Below are 17,696 nucleotides of genomic sequence, written 5' to 3' on the forward strand. Positions count from 1 at the left end.
CTCCGGTTTTGGTCAAAACCGGCCTGTATCCTGCTGTTTTTGCAGCTCCCGGCGGCGCAGCTGGCCGCAGGCGGCGTCGATGTCCGGGCCGAGCTTGCGGCGCACGGTCGCGGTCACGCCGCGCTTTTCCAGTGCCTGCTGGAACCGGCGCACGGTCTCGGGCCGCGAGGGCCGCAGCGGGCTTTCCGCCACCTCGTTGAGCGGGATGAGATTGACGTGCGCGGGCCGTCCGCGCAGAAGCGAAGCCAACTTTTCGGCCTGCCACGGGCGATCGGTCTTATCGCGCGCCATCATGTACTCGTAGGAGATGCGCCGTCCGGTCGTGTCAAAGTAATACCGGCAGGCGCGCATCAGCCGCTCGACCGGATACGCGTCGTTGACCGGCATGATGGACGAGCGCGTCTCGTCATCCGGCGCGTGCAGCGACACCGACAGCGTGATCTGCAACTTTTCCCCCGCTAACTTCTCTATTTTATCAGCAATTCCGCTGGTTGACAAGGAAATATGCCGCTGACCGATGTTGACACCCTCTGGGCAGCTGACCAAATGCAGGAATTTCAGCACGTTATCATAGTTGTCGAGCGGCTCGCCTGTACCCATGAGCACGATGTTGGACACGGTCTCGCCGCTGTCCTTCTGCATGAACAGCACTTCGTCGAGGATTTCGCCTGCGGACAGATGGCGCTTGAGGCCATTTAAGCCCGAGGCGCAGAACTTGCATCCCATCCGGCAGCCGACCTGCGTGGACACGCAGACCGACACGCCGTGCTCGTAGTGCATCAGCACCGACTCGACGCAGTCGCCGTCCCGTAGCCGCCACAGGTACTTGACCGTGCCGTCCACTTGACTGACCTGCTTGCGCGCCACCTGCGGCACGGTCAGGATAAACCGCTCGGCAAGTCTTGCGCGCAGGTCTTTGGACAGGTTGGACATCTCTTCAAAGGACTCTACGCCTCCGTGGAGCCATTTGAAGATCTGTCCCGCGCGGAAGGGCTTTTCGCCCATCGCGGCAAGCTCCTCTTTGAGTTCTTGAATTGTCAGACTTTTGATCTCTGTCATGCGTTTTTCTTCCTCATTTTGGCGATAAAAAAGCCATCGGTCTGATGTACGGGCGGCAGGAGCGTGACCATGCCGTCCTCGCGCGCGCCGCATACCTTGTGCTCCCACGGCGCGGCCTCGAAATCCGGGTTTGCGATGAGAAACGCGCGCACCACGTCCTCGTTTTCGCGCCGCAGGATCGTGCAGGTCGAATAGACCAGCGTGCCGCCGGGCTTGACATACTGCGCGCAGTTTTGCAGGATTTTTGCCTGCAAAGCGGGCAGGTTTTCCAGTTCCGCCGGGTCTTTGTAGCGGATCTCGGGCTTTTTGCGGATGATACCCAGCCCCGAGCACGGCACGTCGCACAGCACGACGTCCGCCGTGCCCTTCCACTCGTCCCGCGGCGCGGACGCGTCCTGCAAGGCGGTGCGGATGTTGGGCAGCCCCAGCCGCGCCGCACCCTCGCGGATGCGGGTCAGCTTATGTTCGTAAATGTCGCACGAAGTGACGCTGCCGCGCCCCTGCATGCGTCCGGCCATGGCAAAACTCTTACCGCCGGGCGCGGCACAGCAATCGAGCACGATGTCGCCCGGTTTGGGACCGGCCACCGCCGCCGCCAGCGCGCTCGCCGCGTCCTGCACGGTGATCTCGCCCGCCTCAAACGCGGGCGTTGCCGCGGCGTCCCCGCCGGTGCACAGCAGGATGTCGTCAAACGCCGGGTGCACCTGCACGGTCAGCCCCGCGCTCTCGAGCGCCGCACGCGCGGCTTCGGGCGTGGTTTTCATCAAATTTACCCGCACGGACACCGGCGTGTCCGCGTTGTCCGCCGCGCACAGCTGCCCGGCCATCTTCTGGCCGAACTGCTCGGACCACAGCCGCACCAGCCATTCGGGATGGCTGTACCGCAGGGCGTAGTAGCTTTCCTTATCCGGGCAGTCGAGCACGGGCAGGCTGCCGTTCTGCACGGCGTCCGCCGCGTGCCGCAGCACGGCGTTCGCGAACGACACCGTGCGCCCGTCCGCGCGGCAGTACCGCCGCACGAGCGCCACCGTTTCCGCGACCGCGGCGTGCGGCGGGATTTTATCCATCAAAATCAGCTGATACAGCCCCATGCGCAGGCAGGTGCGCACGCGCGGCGCGATCTTTTTGAGCCGCACGCTGGAAAAGTGGCGCAGGTACCAGTCGAGCAGCGTCTCGTTCTGCACCGTACCGTACACCAGCCGGGAGGCCAGCGCCGCGTCGCGGCCGTCAAGCGCGGCGCGGGCAAGGCACTGGTGCAGCGCGCCGTCCGACCACGCGCCGTCCTCGTCCATCGCGAACAGCGCAAAGGCCGCGGCTTCGCGCGCCGTGCGCGGGCGTTTGTCAGTCATCTCGTCTCCGTCCTCCAAAAATCAGCAGCAGGCGCAAAAGCTGCGCGAGCGACACCGCCAGCGCGGCCACATAGGTCATCGCGGCGGCGGTCAGCGTCTTTTTCGCCATCGGATATTCGTCTTCATACAGCAGGTTGCGCTCGCGGATGGCCGCCAGCGCGCGGCGCGACGCGTCCAGCTCGACCGGCAGCGTCACCAGCTGGAACACGGTCGAAAGCGCAAACGCGAGAATGCCGATATTGATAAACACTTCGGAATTGAGGAAAATACCCGCTATAATCAGCGGGAATGCCATCGTCGAACCGAACTGCGTCAGCGGGATGATGGCCGAGCGCAGCCGGATCGGAAAATAGCCGACCGCATGCTGCACCGCGTGGCCCGCCTCGTGCGCCGCCACGCCGACCGACGCGACCGAGGTCGAGTCATACACCGCGTCCGACAGGCGGATGACGTTGGAGCGCGGGTCGAAATGGTCGGTGAGACGGCCGGACACACGCTCGATGCGCACGCCGCTTACGCCGTTTGCGCGCAGCACCGCGTCCGCGGCCTGCGCGCCGCTCAGGCCGCGGCGATTGAACACCTGGGAATACTGGTTAAACGTACTTTTGACCTTGCTCTGCGCCCAAAAGGCCAGAATGATGCAGGGAACAACCAGCACGATATAGTACATATCAATGCCGTAGTAACCAAAATAAGGCATAGTTTACTCCTTTGATTCGCCCAAAACGGTTGCCTTCTCCACCGCATGGCCGCGCAGGAAGTCTGCGCTTTTCATGCGTTTGCCGCCGACCAGTTGAATCTCCTCGAGCGCCAGCGCCCCCGCGCCGCACGCCACAATCAGCCCCTTTTTCGCATCGCTCACCAGCACCTCGCCCGGTGCGCCCTTACCGTCCACCGGCCGCGCCGCATAGACCTTGAGCCGTTCGCCGTGCAACGTCGTCAGTGCGACCGGCCACGGGTTGAGGCCGCGGATCAGGCAGTCGATCTCGTGTGCGGACTTCGTCCAGTCGATCACGGCCATCTGCTTATCCAGCATGTGCGCATAGCAGCTCTGGCTGTCGTCCTGCGGGGTGGGAACGACGCTGTCCAGCCCTTCGAGTGTGCGCACCAGAAGTTCCGCGCCCGCCTGCGCGAGCCGGTCGAACAGCTCGCCCGCGGTCTCCCGCGCGCCGATTTCGGTTTCGCAGGTGAGCAGCATATCGCCCGTGTCCAGCCCTTCGCCCATCTGCATGGTGGTCACGCCCGCCTTCTCATCGCCCGCGATCACCGCCCACTGGATGGGCGCGGCGCCGCGCCAGCGCGGCAGCAGCGAGCCGTGCACGTTGATGCAGCCGCGCGGCGGGATGTCCAGCACGGCCTTCGGCAGCAGCTTGCCATAGGCCACGACGATGATGACCTCGGGCGCGAGCGCGCGCAGCTGCGCCTGTGCGTCCTCGTTTTTGAGCGTCTGCGGCTGATACACCGGGATGCCATGCGCCTGCGCCAGCGTTTTCACCGGCGGCGGGGTCAAAATCTGCTTGCGGCCCTGCGGCTTGTCGGGCTGGGTGTATACCGCGCACACCTCATGTCCCGCATTAATCAGCGCCTGCAAGCTTGGCACGGCGAAGTCCGGCGTGCCCATGAATACGATCCTCATTCCGCGTCGCCCTCTTCGTCCGACTGCATCTCCTCCAGATCGACATACTCCTCCACCTTTTCGGTGAACAGGTGGCCGTCCAGATGCTCGGTCTCGTGGCAGAAGCACTGCGCGACAATGCCCTCACCCTCACGCTCGAACCAGTTGCCGTCGCGGTCCTGCGCGCGGATCTTGGCCCAGGTCGGGCGGGTGACGTAGCCGTACACGCCCGGAACGGACAGACAGCCCTCGACCACGCGCTGCTCGCCGCGCTGCTCGATCACCTCGGGGTTGACCAGCTCGACCATTTCCTCGGGCTCGGTGTTGACGTCCAGCAGCACGACCACGCGGCGCAGTACGCCCACCTGCGGTGCGGCAAGTCCCACACCGCCCGAGTTTTCCAGCGTCTCGCGCATGTCGTCGAGCAGTGTATGCAGACGCGCGTCGAATTTTTCCACCTTGCGGCTGTGCTTCAAGAGCTGTTCGTCGCCCTGTGTCAGAATTTTACGAAGTGCCATGTCAGTTCAGTCCTCCATCCTTCAGCATTGCCGTATACCGGCATAAACATTCCTGTATTTTTTTCGGTTCGAGCGCGGGAAACGCCACGACCGGCTGCGCCGGCCCGTCCCCGCCCAAACGCTTTTCAAACCAGCCCACGTCGTGCCACTGCCCGAACTTCCAGCCCGAGCCGTGCCACACGCCGGTGAGCGCAAAGCCCAATTTTTCATGCAGGCGGCGGCTGCCTTCGTTCGGCAGCGTGACGCAGCCGTACAAAATGCGGATGTTCTGCTGCCCCAGCAGGTCGATCAGGCACTGGTAGAGCACCGTGCCCACGCCCTGCCCCTGCGCTTCGGGCGCAAGGTAGATGGACAGCTCGACCGCCCAGTCGTACGCCGCTCGTTCGCGGATGTGGTGCGCGTAGGCGTAGCCGACCGGCTTGCCGTCCCGCTCGCACACCAAATAGGGGAAAAACGCGAGCGTATCCGTGATGCGCGCGGCAAATTCCGCCGCCGCGGGCACCTCATATTCAAAAGTGACGACCGTATCCGTGATAAACGGCCGGTAAATCTCCAGCAGCGCGGCCGCGTCCTGCGCCGCCGCCTGCCGGATCACAAATTGTTGTTCCATAGTTCCTCCACGCCTTACAGGTCGGGATTTTCGTCTGCAAATACGGTCACGCCGCGATTTTTGCTGTCCAGCAAAAACTCGCGCATGACGCCCGCGATCAGCGCCCGCCAGCGCGCGGTGTTGTGCGCGCGCATGGTCAGGTGGTAGCGATAGCGCCCCATGACCTTGACCACCTGCGCTGCCGCCGGGCCGAGCACGGGCGCTTTGACGTCCGCGTACTGCCCTTCCATCAGACTTTGCAGCCGGGTTTTAAGCGCCAAAAGGCTCGCGAGCACCTGCTGCTCGACCTCGCCCACCGCGGTCAGCACGGTCAGGTCACAGACCGGCGGGCATTGCAGCGCCTGCCGCGTTTCGAGCTCGCGCTCGAAAAACGCCTCATAATCCTGCCGCGCGGCGGTCAGGATGACCGGATGCGTCGGGCTGTAGGTCTGGATGACCGCCTTGCCCGTGTCAAACCGCCGTCCTGCGCGCCCGACCACCTGCGTAATCAGTGAAAACGTACGCTCACGCGCGCGGTAATCCTGCGCGTACAGGCTTTGGTCAGCGTCGAGCACACCGACGAGCGTCACATTCTCGAAATCCAGCCCCTTGGTCACCATCTGCGTGCCGAGCAGGATGTCCGCGCCGCCTTTCGCGAACTGCGACAGCAGCTTTTCGTGCGCGCCCTTGGTGGTCATCGTGTCCGCGTCCATGCGCAGCACACGCGCCGCCGGGAATTTCTCGTGCAGCTCCTGCTCGACGCGCTGCGTCCCCGGCGTTTCGGTAAACAGGCTCGTGCCGCCGCAGACCGGGCAGGTACCCGTGATTTTGATGGACGCGCCGCAATAGTGGCACATCGCGCGGCCCGAGGCCGAGTGATAGGTCATGCTGGTCGAGCACGACGGGCATTCGGGCACCCAGCCGCACAGCGCGCAGCCGATCACGCGGCTGTTGCCGCGCCGGTTGAGAAACAGGATCGCCTGCTTGCCCTTTTGCAGCGTGTCGATCAGCTCATGCTCGAGCTGCTGGCCGATCACGCCGCTGCGCCCTTCGCGCGCCTGCCCGCGCAGATCCGCGATCTGCACCTCGGGCAGGCTGGTGCCCAGAAAGCGCTCGGTGAGCGTGAACACCGGATATTTGCCTTGTTTCGCCCCGTAATAGGTCTCGACCGACGGGGTCGCGGAGCCGAGCACCAGCAGCGCATTTTCGTGTGCGGCGCGGTATTTCGCCACGTCGCGCGCGTGGTAGCGCGGCGACTGCTCGGATTTATAAGCGCCGTCCTGCTCCTCGTCGAGGATGAGCACCCCAAGGCGCTCGACCGGCGCAAACACCGCCGAGCGCGTGCCGATGACGACGCGCGCGCGGCCGGAACTGATCTTTTTGAAGCTGTCGTACCGTTCCCCGGCCGACAGCGCGGAGTGCAGCACGGCGACCGTGTCGCCGAACTGCGCGGCGAACTGCCGCATCACCTGCGGCGTCAAGCCGATCTCGGGCACGAGCACGATCGCGCTTTTGCCCTGCTCGAGCGCGTGCGCGATAAGCTTGAGATACACCTGCGTTTTGCCGCTGCCGGTCACGCCGAACAACAGCGCCGCGCGCGGCGCGTCCTCGTCCATCAGGGCGGCAAGGCCGTCGTAGGCCTGCTGCTGCGCCGCACTCAGCACCGGCGGCGGCGCGGGCGGCACCTCGGAAAAGTCCGGCGTGCGCAAGCGCTCCTCCTGCCGCGCGCGCAGGATGCCCTTTTTGACCATGTCGCGCAGCGCGGCGTCGGTCACGCCCGTCATGTACACCAGCTCTTTCTGGCTCATCCAGCCGCCGTCCGCCAGCACGGAAACCACGTCCATGCGCGCGGGGCTGCGGCGGCTGATGCGCGCCATCGCCTCGCCCGACTCCATGTCGAGCGCGAGCATTTTCTCGGTCTTGTCGCCCGATTTCTGCACAGTGTTGCTGTGATAGGTCAGCACGCCCTCGCCGGTCAGCGCGTCCAGCACGCGGGTGACGCTTTTGCCGCCCAGCCGCTGCCGGATATCGGACACGGCAAGCGTCTGCCCCGGCTGGTCGAACAGCTGCATCACACGGCCCGCATCCCCGTCCCGCTGCCGCAGGGCGGCAAGGTCGGCATCGGGCGCGAGCGTGTACGTCTCGTTGCGCTTGAACCACAGCCCCGCGGGCAGCATGACATGCACGCAGTCGAAAAACGTGCAGTACAGCCGCTCACGCATCCACGCGGCGAGTTTGAGCTGCTGCGCGGACAAAATCGGCGTGTCGTCCAGCACTTCGATGACCGGTTTGATCTTCCTTCCGCCCGCGTCCCCTCGGAACGCGAGCACGACCGCTTCCGCCCGTTTATTGCCAAAGCCGAACGGCACGAGAACACGGGTGCCGATTTGCACCTGTTCCCGCAGCTCGTCCGGCACACGGTAGGAGTACAGCTTGTCGATGGCGTAGGTCGCCGCGTCCACGGCGACCGCGCAGATGTTTTCCGTCAAGCGGGATACTCCTCTCTTATCTCAAGTTAAGTTGCGCTCTCGCGCATCGCCAGCAGGCGGTCGAAAATCACGTCCGCCACGTCCTCCTTGGACATGAGCGGCGGGGTTTCGCGCGTGCCGTCCGCAAACAGCAGCGTCACGGCGTTGGTATCCGTGCCGAAGCCCGCGCCCTTGTCGCGCAGGGAATTGGCCACCAGCATATCGCAGTTCTTGCGGCGCAGCTTGTCGGAGGCGTTCTCCAAAAGGTTCTGCGTTTCCATCGCAAAGCCGCAGAGCTGCTGCCCCGGATGCTTGGTGCGGCCGAGTTCGGCCAGAATGTCCGGGTTGCGCACGAGCGCGATGTTCAGATCGAGGTCGCTCTTTTTGAGCTTTTCGTCCGCCGTCTGCGCGGGACGGTAATCGCCCACCGCGGCGGCCTTGATGATGATATCCTGCGCGCCCGCACGGGAGACCACCGCGTCATACATGTCGCGTGCGGAGACGATGTCCACGCGCTCAACGCCTAAGGGCGTCGCCAGCGCGGTCGGGCCAGAGACCAGCGTCACCTGCGCGCCGCGCATCGCCGCACGCGCTGCGATCGCATAGCCCATCTTGCCCGACGAATGGTTGGACAGGAAACGCACCGGGTCGAGCGCCTCCTGCGTCGGTCCGGCGGTCACCAGCACGCGCAGGCTCTTGAGGTCCTGCGGCGTCAGCGCCTGCTCGATGCCGTGCAGCAGCGTCGGCGTGTCCGGCAGCTTGCCGCGGCCGGTGTCCCCGCAGGCGAGGTGTCCCGCCGCCGGGTCGATGATATGGAAACCCCGCGCGCGCAGGGTCTGCAAATTCTGCTGCGTGACCGGATTGTCATACATGCCGGTGTTCATCGCGGGCGCGATCACAACCGGCGCCTTGGTGGCGAGCAGCGTCGTGGAAACCATGTCGTCCGCGATGCCATGCGCCGCTTTCGCAATGATATTCGCGGTCGCGGGCGCGATGACGAACACGTCCGCGGCTTTCGCCAGCGAAATATGCTCGACCTCCCACGCGAAGTTGCGGTCAAAGGTGTCCACCACCGTGCGGTAGCCCGACAGGGTCTCGAACGTGATGGGCGAAATAAACTGCGTGGCCGATTCGGTCATCAGCACGCGCACGGTCGCCCCCGCCTGCCGCAGTTTGCTGGTCAGGTCGGCGGCTTTATAGGCCGCGATGCCGCCCGTCACGCACAGCACCACGGTTTTCCCAGCCAGATGCATGGCTCAGCGGTCCTCCTCCGGCACGTCGCCGTCGTCCAGTGAGTGGTCGTCGAACTCATCCAGACGGCGGTTTTCGTCCTCGTGCTCCTCGGTGTTGTCCTCGTCGGTCACTGCGTCCTCTTCCTCATCCAGATCGATGGAATCATCCACATCGACCATCGCCGCGGCGATGGCGTTGTTCTGCGCGATCACCGGCGTGGTCTTCGGACCCGGACGGTACACGATCGTACCCGCCGCGATCTCGTCCAGCGCCAGCTTGACCGCCTTATCCGGCAGCTGCTCGCCGGTTTCCTCGGCCTGATCCGCAATGTCGCGGGCGCGCTGCGCCGCCAGGTTGACCAGCAGATAGCGGTTGCCCACGCGTTTCATCAGTTCCTGCATCGAAGGTTTCAGCATAGTAATCCAATCTCCTTATATTACCCTTTGTAATCATTCGATCGAAAACACGTTTTCGATCGAGCGGAACGCACCGCATCCAAAATGCGGATGCGTTCCCAGCTGCGCAAAGTTCCGACGCGCGAAACTTTGCTCCGCACTGGTATAAAAACCGTGATACCTGCTCCCGGTTTTTATTGATTCTATCAGCCGCGGCGCGCGGCAAATATCCCTTTGATTTCGTCCACCGCGCGGTCGATCTCATCGTTGACGACCACATAATCGAACCGATCCTGCTGTTTCAGCTCTTCCCTCGCGGTTTCCAGACGTTTGCGCACCTTTTCCTCGTCCTCGGTGCCGCGTCCGCGCAGGCGCGCGGCCAGCTCCTCAAATGACGGCGGCGCGATGAACACCATCACGGCATCCGGACGTTTTTTATGCACCTGCATCGCGCCCTGCACCTCGATCTCGAGGATGACATCATAGCCCTCGTCGAGCTTTTCGTTGACCGGCGCTTCCAGCGTGCCGTAATAGTTATCCACATAGCGCGCATGCTCCAAAAAGGCGTTCTGCGCGATTTTTTCCTCAAAATCCGCTTTGGACAGGAAGTAATACTGCACGCCGTCGGTCTCGCCTGGCCGCGGCGCGCGCGTGGTTGCGGAAATCGAGTAAAACAGGCGGTCGTCCTGTTCCCGCAGGCGGGAGAGCAGCGTGCCCTTACCCGCACCGGACGGGCCGGTGAATACATATAAGCTTCCTTTACGCATCTTCGCTTGCTCCTTCCTCCGCATCGCCTGCAAAGCGGGCCGCCACCGTTTCCGGCTGCAGCGCGCTGAGCACCACATGATCGCTGTCCATAATCAGCACGGCGCGGGTGCGGCGGCCGTAGGTGCCGTCGATCACCATACCGCGGTCACGCGCCTCCTGCACGGTGCGCTTGACCGGCGCGGACTCCGGGCTAACGATTGCGATCAGCCGCGATGAGGCCACCATATTGCCGAACCCGATATTGATGAGTTTCATCCGTGCCGCCCCCTAAATGCTTGCGCTCGATTGAAACCACGGTTTCAATCGAATTAATTGTATCCAAAAGTCGGGCTGAGCTCGACTTTTGGATGCCGTTCGCAGAACGGCTGATTGCATTGCGCCAAAGGCGCAGAAATGTTTGTATTATTCGATGTTCTGGATCTGCTCGCGGATCTTCTCGATCTCGCTCTTGATATCCACCACGGTGCGCGCCATCGTCACGTCGTTCGCCTTGGAGCCGATCGTGTTGGCCTCGCGGTTCATCTCCTGCACCAGAAAATCCAGCTTGCGGCCGATCGGCTGCGTTTCCTTCAGCATGCCGTCCATCTGCTGCAAATGGCTGCGCAGGCGGACGGTTTCCTCGTCCACCGCGGTCTTATCCGCGTAGATCGCGGCTTCGGTCAAGATGCGCGTCTCGTCGATGCTGGAATCGGCCAGCACCTCCTGCATGCGGGCGAGCAGTTTGTCGCGGTATTCGCGCACCCGCTCGGGCGAGCGCGTCTCCACCTCGCCGACCATGCGCTCGATCGCCGCACAGCGGTTGCGCACGTCCTCGGCGAGCTTTTCGCCCTCGCGCTCGCGCATCTGGTCAAAGCCGTCGCACGCCTTGTCGAACACCGCAAGCACCTCGCGGGTCATGGCCTCGGCGTCCTGCTCAATGCGCTCGGAGCCGAGCACATCCGGCAGCTTGGCCAGCGTCGTGACGGTCACATCGTCGCGCAGGCCGTAGGTCTCACTCAGGTCATGCAGCGCGTCCAGATAGCGCTTTGCCAGCTGATGGTTGACGGTGACGGCAACGTCGCCGCCTTCCTCCACTTCCACGCCGACAAAAATCTCCACCTTGCCGCGCGCAATGCGGGCCGCCGCAGCCTTCTTGACCGCATCGTCCAGAAAACCGTACTGGCGCGGCGCCTTGACCGTGCAGTCCAGATAGCGGTGATTGACGGCGCGCAGCTCGACCGTGATCGTCTTGCCGTCCCGTTCCTCTTTCGCGCGGCCGTAGCCGGTCATACTTTTCATATCGTTTTTCCCCTTTTTCAGTCGGGCGGCAGCGTTCTGCGCAGCGCGGCGATCAGCCGCGACAACCCGAGGTCATAAATCATAAATCCTACATTGGCGGCAAACCACAAGCCGGCGAGCCGCCAGAATTCCGGCATCTCCACCTGCGGGAAAAAGCCGCGCGACGCGAGCGCGCCCGCGACTGCCAGCACAATGTTAAAATACACGAGTTTGATCGCCGTCTGCATATGACGCGGCGCGCGGCTTTCGACCACAAACTTGATGATCGGATACAGGCCGCAAAACAGGATATACGCGGCCGCCACGATCTTGCGCGGCACGAGCAGCGCAGACAGAATGGATGCTGCCAGATAAAGCAGCACCGCGTTTCTCAAGTTTGCCCGGCGCAGCAGCGGCACGGCCGAAGCAACGCCCGCCACCAGACAGGCCGCCGGGCCGATATAGGTCACCGCGCCGCCCATATACAGCAGCGCCACGGCGACCGCGGTCAGCAGGCCGCCGCGCGCAATTTCCTTCGTGTTCAACTCAGCATCCGCCTCCGCCGCAGCACGCATTCAAACAGCAGTTGCACACCGCCAGCTGCACGCACAAGTCGCACATGTTGGCTTCCTGCATGGGCCGGTAGCCGCCATAGCCGCCCGACATGTTCAGGTTGTTGAGCGCCGTGCGGTATTCCATATTGGACGGGTCCATCTGACAGGCCTGCGTATAGGCGCGCGCGGCCTCGTCATACCAGCCCTTGCGGTAATACACCGTGCCCATCAGGTAGAACCACTCGGCATCGCGGCCGTTCGCGCGCTGCAAGAGCGCCTCGGCCATGCCCAGATTGCCCTGATTGATCGCCTGCCGCACCTGACTGTACAGCGACGCGTTGGCGCCCGTGTACGAGCGCTGCTGCTGGCTGCCGTACTGCTGGCCGCCGTATTGCTGGCTGCCATATTGTCCGCCATACTGCTGCCCGCCGGACGACGTCTTGCCCGCGCGCTCGTTCATGATCATGTCGTAGGCCTCGTTGATTTCCTTCATGCGGGCCTCCGCCAGATCGGCGAGCGGATTGTTGACATAGTTGTCGGGATGATACTTGCGCGCCAGCTCGCGGTAAGCGCGTTTGACATCGTCGTCGCTTGTCTGCGGCGTGACGCCGAGCACCTTATAGGGATCCATGTTTGCCCCATCCTCCGTTCGTTTGGTACGTCCCGTCCAGCACCTGTTTCGTCACCAGCGGCATACCCAGAAAAATAATATTGCGGATCAGGTCCGCATCCCGCCGTATGTCCAGCAGGTCAAAGGCCATGCAGATATCGGCGAGCGACCGCTCCAGCGTGCGCTCAAGCGGCTGTCTGATCTCTGTCAGATCCGGCGTGTGCAGCCCGTAACGCAGCACCACCGGATTATAATTCTCCTGCTCCAGATCCTCCGCCACGTCCTGCGCGGCGTCGAGCAGGTAGATCCACCGTCCAATATGATAAAACATCTGCCGCAGCACGCGCTCCCGGTCGTCCCCGGTGTGCGGCACAGCGGCTGCGGTCAGCCGCGCAGAAGCATCCGCCGCGCGGTCCATCGAATCGCATTTTGCGCGCTCCAGCTGCTGCAAATCCTCGAGCGCCTGCACCATTTCGGCATCCGCCTCGGGCAGCCGCGCCCGGGCGCGCTCGTATGCGCGCCGTCCCAGACGGCACAGCAGCCACGCCAGCGCGCGTTTGGGTCCTTTTTCGTCCGCAAGGCTGTCGCGGAACTTATGGTAGGTGAGCAGCACGCTCACATCCGCCGCCCGTTCGAGCGCTGCATCCGGCTGCGCGCAGTCGCGGCGCGTCAGCGGATGCGCGTCGCACCGTTTGCGGCACGGCGGCGCGGTCTGCGCCTCGTCGCTGCCGATCACCAGCGCGTAAAAGGTCATGTCATAGCTCAGGAACAGGGTGTAAAACCGGCCGTACCGTGCGCGGATCGCGTGACACAGTCCGCAGTAGATCTGCTGGAACCGGTCAGCCTCCTTGACCCGCAATTCGGGCCGGACCGGACGGATAAAGCCAAACATTTGATAACCCTTTCCCGCCGTGTTTGGGCACGGCCTTGCGTATTCAATCTATTTTACCGAACTTTCGCCGATAGCACAAGGGCGAACCACACAAAATCAGTAAAAATTCACAAAAAAATCAGATCTTTTTTGTGATTTCAAACGGTACGCTGTTTTTGCGCTTCATCTCGCGGCTGTACAGCATCGCCGCCACGATGCCCGCGGCAAACAGTACGCCGCCGCACAGCGCGGATACGCCCGCGCCCTTTTGCAGCGCGCTGCCCAGGCCGTAACCGACGAAGAACAGCACCACCGGCACCAGATACACCAGTCCGGCAAGGCCGAGCACCTGTCCGGTCTCGCCCTCGATCAGCACGCGCTCGCCCACCTGCGCATCCGTGCGGTTGCGCGCGGTGACGTACAGCGTCTGGGTCTCCAGACCGCCGCAGCCGCCGCACTTGGCACAGTCATGCCCGCAGGCCGAACGGCGGGTCACTTCGATCTCCGCCATGCCGCCGGGCAGTATTTTCTTAATCGTTCCCTGTTGGGTCAATGGTATCGCTCCGTTTCTGTTTTTTATTTTCTGCCGTGCTCAGTCGAGCACCGGCGCAAACTCTTCCATGATCCGGTGGGCCGCCCGGATGCCGTCCACCGCCGCGGACATGATGCCGCCCGCGTAGCCCGCGCCCTCGCCGCAGGGGATAAGCCCCGCGCAGCCAAGGCCGAACAGGTCGTCCCCGCGCTTGATGCGCACCGGGGAGGACGTGCGGGTCTCCGGCCCGGTCAACAGCGCGTCCGCCGCGTCAAAGCCGCGGATCTTGCGGCCGAAATACGGCAGGCTGTCCCGCAGCATGTCCTGCGCAAAGGCCGGCAGACTGGCCGCCGCTTCGCCGAACTGCACGCCCAGCGGGTAGCTCGGCTGCACCGCGCCTGCGCGCGTGCTCGGACGCCCGGCCAGAAAATCACCCACACGCTGACAGGGCGCGCGGTACGAGCCGGTCTGCTGAAAGGCCGCGCGCTCGATGCGCCGCTGCAGCGCGACGCCGCCGAACGGCGTGCCGTCGTCAAAATCCGCCGGATCGACCGACACCGCAAGCGCCGCGTTGGCGTTTTTGCCGTCGCGCGCGTGATAGCTCATGCCGTTGGTGACGACCGTGTCTTGCTCGCTCTGCGCCGCGACGACCACGCCGCCCGGGCACATGCAGAACGAATAGCAGGCTCGTCCGCCCTCGCGGCGGGACAGGTTGTATTCCGCCGGCGGCAGCAGCGGGTGCCCCGCATATTTGCCGTACAGCGCGCGGTCGATCTCGCTTTGCAGATGCTCGATGCGTACGCCGACCGAAAACGCCTTCGGCTCAAAGTATACCCCATTTTGATGCAGCGCATCAAAGGTATCGCGCGCCGAATGGCCGATCGCCAGCACCGCGCGCTCGCAGGCGATGTCGTCTCCGCCCGCCTGCACGCCGCGCAGCGCGCCGTTTTGGACCAAAACGCCGGTCAAGCGCGTGTGGAACCGCACTTCACCGCCGTTTGCGATGATGTCGCGCCGCATGGCGCGCACCACGTCTTTCAAAATATCCGTACCCACATGGGGCTTGGCCTTTTTGACAATATCCGCCGGCGCGCCGTGCGCCGCCAGCGTTTCCAGCACCGCGTCGCACAGCGGGTCGCCGATGCGGGTGGTCAGCTTGCCGTCCGAATACGCGCCCGCGCCGCCTTCGCCGAACTGGATGTTGCTCTCCCCGTCCAGCGCGCCGCCCGACCAAAACGCGTCCACCGCGCGGTCGCGCGCGTCCAGATCGCCGCCGCGCTCCAAAACCAGCGGCGCATAGCCGTGTTTTGCCAGCGTATAGGCCGCAAACAGGCCCGCAGGCCCCAGTCCGACCACCACAGGCCGGTGTTCCAGCCGCCTGCTGCCGCAGGGCACGGCCGGCTTTTCATCGGGTTTATAACGCACGAAGGGCATTTGCAGTTTTTCTGCAAATGCCTTTTCGTCGATAGGTGCGTCCAGACGCACCGAATATACACGAAAGATTTTGCCGCGCCGCGCGTCAATGCTGGCGCGGCTCACCGCCGCCTGCGTCTCGTCCGAAGTCAAGCCGGTCAGTCGCCGCGCCTCGCGCAGCGCCTGTTCCTCGGGTACGTCGAACGGCAGGCGGATGTTGCTCACAATCAGGCTCATGTGTCGGCTCCGCCTTCCTCGGATGACCCGGTATTGCCGCCGTCATCCGGTGTCTCATCGGACAGGCTGGTGATCTCGATCTCGACCTCGACGTCGCTGCCGACCATGGTCACGCCGGACGGCAGGCCGGTCGCGGCCACGACGCCCTTGACCTTGTGCGTGCCCAGACCGAGCGACACCGAGTCAAAGGTCAGGCCGATCGACAGACTGTTGACGTCCACCTGGTCGAGCGCGCTTGCGCTGCCGCGCAGTTCGATCTCGACCGAGTTGGTCAGCACGTTGACCACATACGGGGTCTGTCCCTGCGCGGTATCGGTCGGCACGAATTTGGTCACCTGCACCTTGCGGGTAGACACGCTCTCCTGTTCCTTGACGTTGATGGTCACCTCGGCCGTCGAAGGCTGGCCGCTGTCCAGCCGCACGCCTTCGGGCAGCGGGATCTCCATCTCCACCGGCACGCCGGTGCGCACATCATCCAGATCGATCGTGCTGAGGTTGATCTCCGTGATGCCGGCCAGCGTATTCTGATCGCCAATCAGGGTGACCGAAGCCGGATTGATATCCACATTGACCTGCTCTTCCTTGAGCGTCTCCCCATCGGTCAGCAAAACGGTCAGCGGGACGCTCTCGACCGGATAGATCGGCACGCGCACGGTGATGGTGTCGGTCTGGCAGGTGACGTGTTTGCCGGTGATCGGCTCGCCCGCGTCATTATACAGGGCGATGCTGCACTCCCCGGTAAAGGTGGAGGAGCGGCCCGTGACATCGATCGTGCCGTATGCATACGCAACTTCCTGCAGTTCAGCCTCCGGACCGGAGATCGTGACCTCCTTGGTCGTGGTCGGCTCGGGCGTGCCCGGACGGCTGCCATCCGCCGCGGTGCCCGTGGTTTCCACGCGGACCGGAACGGTTGCGGTCGTCACCTTATCAACCAGCACGCGCACGGTGGTCGGCTCGGTGCCGATGGCATCGACATTATAGCTGCCGGTCGAAATCTGCGGGGTCAGCGTATATTCGCCCGAACCGTCCGTGATGCCGGAAACGTCAATGGTTGCCGTCACCTTCTTGCGGAACGCACTGTCCGTGATCTCATTGTTCGGGCCTTCCACCTTGACCGAGATCGTATCCGTGTATTCAATGACCGAAAGGCCGGTCTGATTGAGCAGCTGCTCGGTACCGGTCAAATGGACTTCCACATCGTGGATGGTGGTCTGTTTGCTCGGGTTTTCCATATCGCGCACCACGATCCAGAGCACAAACGCAAGCAGGATGGACAGCAGGCGCAGCCAGATATCATGTTTCTTCAAAAACTGTCTCATTTGCCGGCGCCTCCCTTCCAACGGTTCCGAAGGGCGGCAATGCGGCTCTTATCCGTCTTTTCCTCGGTCAAAAGCTCGCTTTCCAGCACTTTGCGCAGCACCTCGGGCGACAGATGCCGCTTGAGCATGCCGCCGATGGCCACCGAGATCGCGCCGGTTTCCTCGGACACGACGACCAGCACGCTGTCGGCCGATTCGCTCATGCCGACGGCCGCGCGGTGGCGCGTGCCCAGATCGCGCGACAGGGTCTGGCTGCCCGACAGCGGCAGCACGCAGCCGGCCGCGTAAACCTTGCCCGCGCGCATGATCAGCGCGCCGTCATGCAGCGGACTGTTTTTGAAAAAGATGTTCTTGAGCAGCTCGGGCGACGGGTCGGCGTCCAGCACGGTACCGGTCGCGACGATCTCACCCAGGCGCTCCTTGCGCTCAAACACGATCAGCACGCCGGTTTTGGTCTTGGACATATCCGCGCAGGCCGAAACCGTGGCGTTGATCGCCGCTTCGATCTCATCCGGGTCGTCCGACGGCACCAGCAGCCGGCTCAGGTTGCCCTTGCCCAGCTGTTCGAGCAGCCGGCGCAGCTCGGGCTGGAAAATGACCACCAGTACAAACGGCGCGTAATAGACCGCCGTGCGCAGGATATAAGAAATCGAAGTCAGTCCGAACCAGCTTGCCAGCAGCATCACCAGTGCCAGCACGAGAATGCCCTTGGCCAGACGCGCCGCGCTGGTGTCCTTGAGCAGCTTCATCATGCGGTAGATGATATAGGCGACGATCAGAATATCGACGACGTCCATCGGCCCGGCGGTCTGCAAAGAGGCAACGCCGCTCTTGAGCGAGGACAACAGGTCGAAATTCTGAAGGGGCGGAATGAAAATGTTTTGAAATGCTTCCATAAAGCCACCTGTC

19 protein-coding genes are annotated in these 17,696 nt (G+C 63.5%); all 19 read right to left on the minus strand.

Going from position 1 to position 17,696, the window contains the following annotated elements; genetic code table 11:
- Positions 1-12: 12 nt before the first annotated feature.
- Positions 13-1,059 carry a 23S rRNA (adenine(2503)-C(2))-methyltransferase RlmN gene (gene rlmN, locus EJL02_RS04780; protein WP_125115270.1) on the minus strand — a complete coding sequence of 349 codons (1,047 nt, stop codon included), beginning with the start codon at positions 1,057-1,059 and terminating at the stop codon, positions 13-15.
- A complete protein-coding gene (gene rsmB / locus EJL02_RS04785; RefSeq protein ID WP_125115271.1) occupies positions 1,056-2,408 on the minus strand; it encodes a 16S rRNA (cytosine(967)-C(5))-methyltransferase RsmB in 1,353 nt (450 codons plus the stop codon). The genes rlmN and rsmB overlap by 4 nt, the downstream gene beginning before the upstream one ends.
- A complete protein-coding gene (locus EJL02_RS04790; RefSeq protein WP_125115272.1) occupies positions 2,401-3,108 on the minus strand; it encodes a zinc metallopeptidase in 708 nt (235 codons plus the stop codon). Before EJL02_RS04790 ends, rsmB begins: the two co-directional genes overlap by 8 nt.
- A 3-nt stretch (positions 3,109-3,111) precedes the next feature.
- A complete protein-coding gene (gene fmt / locus EJL02_RS04795; RefSeq protein ID WP_125115273.1) occupies positions 3,112-4,044 on the minus strand; it encodes a methionyl-tRNA formyltransferase in 933 nt (310 codons plus the stop codon).
- Complete coding sequence (def, locus tag EJL02_RS04800) at positions 4,041-4,541, minus strand: peptide deformylase (protein ID WP_125115274.1); 501 nt, start codon at positions 4,539-4,541, stop codon at positions 4,041-4,043. Before def ends, fmt begins: the two co-directional genes overlap by 4 nt.
- A gap of 1 nt (position 4,542) precedes the next feature.
- Positions 4,543-5,151 carry a GNAT family N-acetyltransferase gene (locus EJL02_RS04805; protein WP_125115275.1) on the minus strand — a complete coding sequence of 203 codons (609 nt, stop codon included), beginning with the start codon at positions 5,149-5,151 and terminating at the stop codon, positions 4,543-4,545.
- Between the two features lie 14 nt (positions 5,152-5,165).
- Entirely contained in the window at positions 5,166-7,619 is a 2,454-nt protein-coding gene (gene priA / locus EJL02_RS04810) for a replication restart helicase PriA (RefSeq protein WP_125115276.1), read from the minus strand.
- A 26-nt stretch (positions 7,620-7,645) separates the two neighbouring features.
- On the minus strand, positions 7,646-8,851 hold the full coding sequence (gene coaBC, locus EJL02_RS04815) for a bifunctional phosphopantothenoylcysteine decarboxylase/phosphopantothenate--cysteine ligase CoaBC (RefSeq protein WP_125115277.1): 1,206 nt from the start codon (positions 8,849-8,851) through the stop codon (positions 7,646-7,648).
- A gap of 3 nt (positions 8,852-8,854) precedes the next feature.
- Positions 8,855-9,247 carry a DNA-directed RNA polymerase subunit omega gene (gene rpoZ, locus EJL02_RS04820; RefSeq protein ID WP_125115278.1) on the minus strand — a complete coding sequence of 131 codons (393 nt, stop codon included), beginning with the start codon at positions 9,245-9,247 and terminating at the stop codon, positions 8,855-8,857.
- A gap of 185 nt (positions 9,248-9,432) precedes the next feature.
- Entirely contained in the window at positions 9,433-9,993 is a 561-nt protein-coding gene (gene gmk, locus EJL02_RS04825) for a guanylate kinase (RefSeq protein ID WP_125115279.1), read from the minus strand.
- Positions 9,986-10,249 carry an extracellular matrix/biofilm regulator RemA gene (gene remA / locus EJL02_RS04830; RefSeq protein ID WP_125115280.1) on the minus strand — a complete coding sequence of 88 codons (264 nt, stop codon included), beginning with the start codon at positions 10,247-10,249 and terminating at the stop codon, positions 9,986-9,988. The genes gmk and remA overlap by 8 nt, the downstream gene beginning before the upstream one ends.
- Before the next feature lie 147 nt (positions 10,250-10,396).
- On the minus strand, positions 10,397-11,272 hold the full coding sequence (locus EJL02_RS04835; protein ID WP_125115281.1) for a YicC/YloC family endoribonuclease: 876 nt from the start codon (positions 11,270-11,272) through the stop codon (positions 10,397-10,399).
- A gap of 17 nt (positions 11,273-11,289) precedes the next feature.
- Positions 11,290-11,796, minus strand: a complete 507-nt coding sequence (locus EJL02_RS04840; RefSeq protein ID WP_125115282.1) for a hypothetical protein — start codon at positions 11,794-11,796, stop codon at positions 11,290-11,292.
- A gap of 1 nt (position 11,797) precedes the next feature.
- Positions 11,798-12,436, minus strand: a complete 639-nt coding sequence (locus EJL02_RS04845) for a J domain-containing protein (RefSeq protein WP_125115283.1) — start codon at positions 12,434-12,436, stop codon at positions 11,798-11,800.
- Positions 12,423-13,307, minus strand: a complete 885-nt coding sequence (locus EJL02_RS04850; RefSeq protein WP_125115284.1) for a DUF5685 family protein — start codon at positions 13,305-13,307, stop codon at positions 12,423-12,425. The genes EJL02_RS04845 and EJL02_RS04850 overlap by 14 nt, the downstream gene beginning before the upstream one ends.
- Positions 13,308-13,425: 118 nt before the next feature.
- Positions 13,426-13,839 carry a SoxR reducing system RseC family protein gene (locus EJL02_RS04855; protein WP_125115285.1) on the minus strand — a complete coding sequence of 138 codons (414 nt, stop codon included), beginning with the start codon at positions 13,837-13,839 and terminating at the stop codon, positions 13,426-13,428.
- A gap of 39 nt (positions 13,840-13,878) precedes the next feature.
- On the minus strand, positions 13,879-15,468 hold the full coding sequence (locus EJL02_RS04860; protein ID WP_125115286.1) for an NAD(P)/FAD-dependent oxidoreductase: 1,590 nt from the start codon (positions 15,466-15,468) through the stop codon (positions 13,879-13,881).
- Entirely contained in the window at positions 15,465-16,787 is a 1,323-nt protein-coding gene (locus EJL02_RS04865) for a CdaR family protein (protein ID WP_125115287.1), read from the minus strand. Before EJL02_RS04865 ends, EJL02_RS04860 begins: the two co-directional genes overlap by 4 nt.
- The gene (cdaA, locus tag EJL02_RS04870; RefSeq protein WP_243114403.1) at positions 16,784-17,683 is read right to left on the minus strand and encodes a diadenylate cyclase CdaA; all 900 of its coding nucleotides are present in this window, start codon (positions 17,681-17,683) and stop codon (positions 16,784-16,786) included. The genes EJL02_RS04865 and cdaA overlap by 4 nt, the downstream gene beginning before the upstream one ends.
- Positions 17,684-17,696: the final 13 nt, after the last annotated feature.

This window comes from Agathobaculum sp. Marseille-P7918 (assembly GCF_900625105.1).
Lineage (GTDB): Bacteria > Bacillota > Clostridia > Oscillospirales > Butyricicoccaceae > Agathobaculum.